Annotated in this window: 4 protein-coding genes and 1 tRNA gene; 1 reads left to right on the top strand and 4 read right to left on the bottom strand. The window is 56.7% G+C overall.

Annotated elements, in window-relative coordinates:
* From MVB78_RS03990 to MVB78_RS04000, 3 genes are all read right to left on the bottom strand, one after another.
* Nucleotides 1-2,233 (bottom strand): DNA-directed RNA polymerase subunit A' (locus MVB78_RS03990; protein ID WP_297488141.1); only part of this gene is annotated, 2,233 nt, incomplete at its 3' end.
* Nucleotides 2,234-2,238: 5 nt separating this feature from the next.
* Nucleotides 2,239-5,607 carry a DNA-directed RNA polymerase subunit B gene (locus MVB78_RS03995; protein ID WP_297488144.1) on the bottom strand — a complete coding sequence of 1,123 codons (3,369 nt, stop codon included), beginning with the start codon at nucleotides 5,605-5,607 and terminating at the stop codon, nucleotides 2,239-2,241.
* 17 nt (nucleotides 5,608-5,624) lie between these two features.
* Nucleotides 5,625-5,873 (bottom strand): DNA-directed RNA polymerase subunit H, encoded by a 249-nt coding sequence (locus MVB78_RS04000; protein WP_297488146.1) that lies wholly within the window; start codon nucleotides 5,871-5,873, stop codon nucleotides 5,625-5,627.
* A 232-nt stretch (nucleotides 5,874-6,105) separates the two neighbouring features.
* Here MVB78_RS04000 and MVB78_RS04005 point away from each other — a divergent pair.
* A tRNA-Gly gene (locus tag MVB78_RS04005) sits at nucleotides 6,106-6,183 on the top strand.
* 7 nt (nucleotides 6,184-6,190) lie between these two features.
* Here the strand turns inward: MVB78_RS04005 and MVB78_RS04010 are convergent.
* Entirely contained in the window at nucleotides 6,191-6,658 is a 468-nt protein-coding gene (locus MVB78_RS04010; RefSeq protein ID WP_297488149.1) for a DUF835 domain-containing protein, read from the bottom strand.
* Between the last annotated feature and the right edge of the window lie 148 nt (nucleotides 6,659-6,806).

Genomic DNA, 6,806 nt, shown 5'->3' on the forward strand with positions numbered 1-6,806 from the left:
CCATACCAAGGTACTTCTCGGCCACGTTGCCGGCGTTGTCACGGGCCTCCGCAAGGACTGCCATGATCTTGCTCTCAAGGGTGTCCTCAAGGCTCTTGCCCGGGAGGGGCTCAAGTTCGCCCCGCCTGTAGGCGTCTATGAGCCGGTTGACCCTCTCCTCCGCGTCGCGGATTATCTCGCTGATTCTGTCGAGGGCCTCCTCCGGCAGGTCTTCATCGTCTATGGCGGTTGTAAAGCCCCTGTGCGTTATAACCCAGATGGCCAGTTTGGTCACCTGGTCGAGGAACTGCCTGGCCCTCTCCGCCCCGTACTCCCTCACGATGATGTCGAGGAGCTTTCCGTCCTCCCTTCCGTAGGCCTTCTTGTCTATGGCACCGCTGAGGAGCTTCCCGTTCTGGATGTAGACGAAGCCGTCGTAGGCGAGCTCCTTCACCTCATCGGGGCCGGGAATGAACTTCTCCTCTATGAGTCTCTCAAGTGCGTCGCAGCGCTCGGAGTCATCGCAGAGCTTGTTGCGGTACCAGATGGTGAGGTCATCGGGGAGGAGCAGGGAGAATATCGCCTTCCCGCTCCAGAGTGGTTCCCCGTTCTCGAACTTATCAGGTTCGGGGAGCTCGTCAACTTCAACCCCCGCGAAGGTCAGCATCTGCTCCACCTCGGGCCTCGTGAAGTAGGCCCCCTCACGGGTCAGCAGGTAGCCGCCGGAGATGTGATCCTGGATCCCTGCTATGAGAGGCCCCCCGTAACGCGGGGATATGATGTGGTTCTGAACCTCCATGAGGATCTTGGCTTCGGCCTGGGCCTCCTCGGTCTGGGGGACGTGGAGGTTCATCTCGTCACCGTCGAAGTCGGCGTTGTAGGGCGGGCAGACGGGGAGGTTGAGGCGGAAGGTTCTGTAGGGCATGACGCGGACGCGGTGGGCCATTATGCTCATCCTGTGGAGGCTTGGCTGTCTGTTGAAGAGAACTATGTCCCCGTCCTCAAGGTGCCTCTCGACGGTCCATCCTATGTCGAGGAGCTCGTTTACTATCTTCTCGCGGTTGTTCTCCATGATCCTGATCCTTCTCCCCTCGGGGTCTATAACGTAGTTGGCACCCGGGTACTTCTCCGGCCCGTTCATAACCCTCTCCTTGAGCTTCTCGAAGTTGAACTCCGTCACCTTCTCGGGGACCGTGAGCTCCATTGCTATGGCCAAGGGGACGCCGACCTCGTTGATGCTTATCATCGGGTCGGGGCTTATCACCGTCCTTGCCGAGAAGTTGACGCGCTTACCGCTGAGGTTTCCCCTGAAGCGGCCTTCCTTGCCCTTAAGGCGCTGGGCGAGGGTCTTGAGGGGTCTCCCGCTCTTGTGCTTTGCAGGCGGGATGCCCGATGTCTCGTTGTTTATGTAGGTTGTCACGTGGTACTGGAGGAGGTCCCAGAGGTCTTCGATGATGAGCTGGGGTGCTCCTGCTTCTATGTTGCTCTTGAGGCGGTTGTTTATCCTTATAATGTCAACGAGCTTGTGGGTGAGGTCGTCCTCCGCCCTGATGCCGCTTTCAAGGGTTATCGATGGCCTCATGGTAACCGGCGGGACGGGAAGGACTGTTAGAACCATCCACTCGGGGCGGGACTTCTCTGGATGGAGGCCGAGGAGGGGCAGATCCCTGTCGGGAATCCTCTCAAGCCTGTCCCTTATCTCGGTCGGCATCATCCTATGCTTGTACTCGTTGCCCTCCTCGTCCTTTCTGAGCTCGTAGTATATCGTCGGCCTCTCGAACTTTATCGGGAACTGTGGGGCGCCGCAGTGCGGGCAGACCATCCTCTCCTTGGCCTTCTTGTGTATCTCCTTGATGAGCTTGTCCTTGGCCTTCTTCCTGTCGCCGACGACCTCGAACTTCTTCATGTACTCATCTATCTCCTCGTCCGTGAGCTTTATCCTGCCGCACTCGCGGCATGTGCTCTCCAAAACGCGGTGTATCGTTTTGGCAAAGCCGACGTGGATCACGGGCCTCGCGAGCTCTATGTGGCCGAAATGGCCCGGGCACTCACCGGCCCTGGCGCCGCAGGTCTCACATCTAAGCCCGGGGTCTATCACGCCGAGCCTCTTGTCCATAAGGCCGCCCTCTATAGGATAGCCGTCGTCGTCGTAGGTGTCGGGCACGGTTATCTCGGCCGCGCTCATCTTCCTTATTTCCTGGGGTGAGAGTATGCCAAACTCAATACTTCCGATGACTTTCTTCATTGACTGCATGGCCATCACACCCTATCCTTCAACCTGAGAGAGGGCCTTATCACCATCGCCTTCAGCTCGTCGAGGAGGAGCTTGAACGCGTAGCTCATCTCCACCTTGCTTATCCTCTCCTCCTCCCCGCATACAGGGCAGTACACCTTACCACGGCGCTTGTCCTCGATGGCAATGTGACCGCAGTTCTCGCAGACCCACACTTCGGTCTTGTCGCTCTCCTCAAGCAGGCGCTCTATCAGGAGCATCGCCGCCCCGTGGCCAACGAGCACGTCCCTCTCCATCTCACCGAACCTCAGGCCTCCCTCGCGGGCCCTTCCCTCGGTCGGCTGCTTGGTGAGAACCTGAACCGGACCGCGAGAGCGCGCGTGCATCTTGTCTGCCACCATGTGGTGTAAGCGCTGGTAGTAGATCACACCGACGAATATGTCCGCCTCCAATCTCCTGCCGGTTATCCCGTCGTACATGATCTCCCTGCCGTTGTGCCTGAAGCCGAGCTCCTCCAGCTCCCTTCTGAGCTTCTCCTCTGGTTCGCCTATGAAGGCGGTTCCATCAACGCGCCTCCCCTTCAGTGCTGCCACCTTTCCACCTATTGCCTCTATGAGCTGTCCAACGGTCATGCGGCTCGGGATACCGTGCGGGTTGACGATTAAGTCGGGAACTATTCCGCTTTCCGTCCAGGGCATGTCCTCCTGCGGGACGATTAAGCCAATGACGCCCTTCTGTCCGTGCCTGCTCGCGAACTTATCGCCGAGCTCCGGTATGCGCAGATCCCTCACGGTCACCTTGACTAACTTCGTCCCATCCCCGGTCTCCGTGAGGACGACCTTGTCGACGATGCCCCTCTCACTCGGCCTCACACTTATGCTCGTCTCCCTCCTCTCCTGGAGGGCTATCCCGCCAAGCCCGCTCTGCTCCTCAAGGAACCTCGGCGGCGAAGTTCTCCCAACGAGAACGTCCTTTCCCTCAACCTTTGATTCGGGGAATATTATGCCGTCCTCGTCAAGGTTCCGGTAGTACCTGTCCCCGAGGTAGCCTTTGATGGTCGGGTCGGGCTTCTCAAAGCGGTCCATCTGGCCGCCGAGGTAGCGCTTTTCCTCGGCCTCATAGGTTCTGAAAAAGCTGCTCCTTCCGAGGCCGCGCTCTATGGAGGCCTTGTTCATTATTATGGCGTCCTCCATGTTGTAGCCGTGATAGCTGAGAACAGCAACCACGAAGTTCTGGCCTGCCGGCCTCTCCTCAAAGCCAACCGCCTTCATGATCCTTGAGTTGACGAGGGGGATCTCTGGGTAGTGCATCAGGTGCCCCCGCGTGTCTACCCTTATTCTGAAGTTGGCGCTGCCGAGCCCGAGGCTCTGCTTTGCCATGCCGGCCCCGTAGGTGTTCCTTGGGGCAGCGTTGTGCTCCGGATATGGAACGAGGGACGCCGGGATCCCGAGTATTGCTGCTGGCATGAGTTCGAGATGGGTGTGCTCCTCGGTAACCTCCCAGGGCCAGGTCGCGACGTAGGCGTTCTCCTCCTCCTCGGCGTCGAGGTACTCTATGACGCCCATCCTTATGAGGTCACTCCAGCTCAGTGTGCCGTTCTTTATGCCCTCCACGTGCTCCCGGGTGAGCTTTGGCTTTCCATTCTCAACGATTATCAGGGGGCGCCTGACCCTGCCGTCGTCGCTGTTAACGTATATCTCCCTAACGTCCTCGTCCTCGTAGATCGCTATGTTGATGACGTCGCTCAGGTTGCCCTTTCTCCTCTCCCTCCTGACTTTCTCGACGAGCTGCCTCCCGTTTTCGGTCGTGCCTATGAGGACGCCGTTGAGGTAGACCCTGTAAATACCAGGTGATGGTCTGCGCTCCTCAAGGGGCGTTATGCCGAGCCCCATCAGGTACTCCTTAACCTCCTTCTCGGGGACGCCCGTCGTGATCTGGGACATCAGGGCGAGGTTCTTAACGAGACCGCAGTTGGGACCCTCCGGGGTTTCCGTCGGGCATATCCTACCCCAGTGAGTTCCGTGAAGGTCTCTTGCCTCGAAGTGCGGCTGCTCCCTGCTCAGAGGCGATGTAACGCGCCTTAGATGGGAGAGGGTTGAGATGTAGTTCGTCCTGTCGAGGAGCTGGCTGACACCCGTCCTTCCACCGGGCCAGGATCCTGTTGCGAGGGCGTGCTCGATCCTCTCGCTCAGGACGTCCGGCCTCACGGAGTTCCTCACAAAGCGCTGGATGTTCTCAAAGGTGTAGCGCTCACCCTTCCTCTGGTACGTCTTGGTCATCTGGTACTGCATGTCCTTAACGAGCTGACCGAAGGCTATCCTGAAGAGGTCTTTGAGGAGGTCACCGGCGAGCTTCAGCCTCTTGTTGGCGTAGTGATCCTTGTCGTCTTCGCCGCGGAGCCCGAGGGAGAGTTCGAGAACCTTAAGGGCCATCATGCCGAGGTAGTAAGCCTTCGCGCTTCTGTCCTCGGGAGAAACGCCCATATGGGGAAGGAGGTTGTTGTCTATAACGTTCTCGGCCCTTCTGAGCCTGTATTCCTTAGGCTGTCCTGGGAGGGAAAGCTTTCCTATGTAGTCCATGGCTTCCTCCTGGGTTCTTATATCGCTGGCGTCCTCAAGGTTGTCAAAGAGAACCTGCTGTATCCTCGGATCGTCGCTCACGGCCTCTACTATCTCCTTATCGGTCAGGAGACCGAGGGCGCGCATTACGTAAACGAATTTCACTGGCTTGGGGACGTTGGGGATGGTAACGTAGAGGATCCCGTCTTTCCTTCTCTCCACGGTTATAAGGGCGCGGTAGCCGTGCCTGTAGGAGAAAACCTTTGCAACGACCTTGTTCTGCCTCTCATCCCTCTCAACGAGGGTTTTGTTCGGGGCAAGATCTTCAATGGAGACTATAACCCTCTCCGAGCCGTTGATTATAAAGTATCCCCCCGGGTCCTTCGGATCCTCCCCGAGCTTTATGAGCTCCTCATCGCTGAGTCCGTAGAGCTTGCATGCCTTGGACTTCAGCATAAGCGGCAGTTCGCCGATGCGGACCTCAACCGGCTCCTGCTCGATCCCGTTGATAACGGGAATCAGCTCAAGAAAGAGGGGAGCCGAGTAGGTCAAGTTCCTTATCCTCGCGTCCATGGGATAGAGCGGTCTTCTCTGCCCCTGTGCCTCCTGAAACACCGGCTCTCCAAGGCGTATCTTTCCAAACCTGACCTCAAAGTTCGGAATGTCCGGCTTAAGGCCGCCGAACTCGTCTATAACCTCCTGGAGGCCGTGGTCAATGAACGCGTTATATGAATCGAGATGCTGCCTGACGAGGCCCATTTCCTTCCAGTAAGACTCCATAACAAGCCACAGATCGTTGGGAGTAAACTCAACAACACTCAAACCCCTGGATGCCATGATCTCACCCCTCAAACTCATCCCTCAACCACGAGGCGGTAGTAATAGTAGACCCCCGCCGTTGGGCTCTTCCTCTTTATCTCAATCACGTCCCCTGGCTTGGCACCGAGCTCAACCACTGCAGGGTCAGAAACGAGTATCTGAGGCAACTGGGATATTTTGATCCTGTATCTGTTGAGGAGCTCCTCTTTCTCCTTCTCACTGAGCACCCTATGCTCCGGAACCAGCTCATGCATGAACACGTTAAACTCCTTTTTTGTCGCCACCGAGAAATGCCCCCTTACAGTTTTTTAGAATATCTCCACTACCCCCCGCTTTGGGTTCTCCTATATAAGCTTTTCGAGGATGGAATGTGGCGGAGGGATTTATAGGGTTTACGAAAAGTTTAAGAGGAGATCTGAGAACTGAGAGGTTCCTCAAGGCTCATAAGTGTTCACCATCCAACTTCTAACGCGGGACAAACTTTTTAAATCGGCCCCGGGATATATGGACGACCGCGCGGTGGTAGTCTAGCCTGGTCCAGGACACCGGCCTTCCAAGCCGGTAACCCGGGTTCGAATCCCGGCCACCGCACCAGCATTTCTCACAGAAGGCCGAGCGTCCCCTTGAGCATTGCGATCTGCCTCTCCGAAAAGGCGTCGCTTACAACAACGTAAAACCCCGAGCCGTGGATCACAGCTTCGTCGTGCAGCTTTCCAATGAACCTTAACGCTCCAACGTCCCCGTTTTCAAGAAACAGGTATTCAACACCTTCGAGCACCACATCGGTTCCCCTGTTCCTTATGTTATCGAGCGCCATGGACTCCAGCCGGTACAGCTCCCTGGGCCCAACGCTCGTCGGCGAGCTAACGTTGCTGAGCCACACTGGAATTACATTGGGACTCAGAGAGCCCAGTAGTCTCTCAAGGTAAGAGGGATGAAACCTTGTTACAAGAAAGACCGGTTTTTTGGCGGCCTTTGACCTAAGGAAGGGGACAAAACGATCGTATGGAACTAATGGATAATCCTCGCTCCACTCCTCTGGACTGCGCCTCCTAAGGGACAACACCATACTGCACACCTACATCGCTGTTTACTTTTTTCTTTTGAAAGCCTCGTCCTTTAGGGCGGGGATGTAGTAAACCACCAGACAACCATTAAACAGTCGAAACCCTTTTAAGTTTTTGCAACTTAATAAGGCCTCGAAGAGGCCACTCAAG

Source organism: Thermococcus sp., from assembly GCF_026991495.1.
In the GTDB taxonomy this organism is placed as follows: Archaea; Methanobacteriota_B; Thermococci; order Thermococcales; family Thermococcaceae; genus Thermococcus.

Bases quoted from the DNA above. Each gene is read 5' to 3' on its own strand.
- MVB78_RS03995 (WP_297488144.1), bottom strand. From the start codon at position 5,607: ATGGCATCCAGGGGTTTGAGTGTTGTTGAGTTTACTCCCAACGATCTG.
- MVB78_RS04010 (WP_297488149.1), bottom strand. From the start codon at position 6,658: ATGGTGTTGTCCCTTAGGAGGCGCAGTCCAGAGGAGTGGAGCGAGGAT.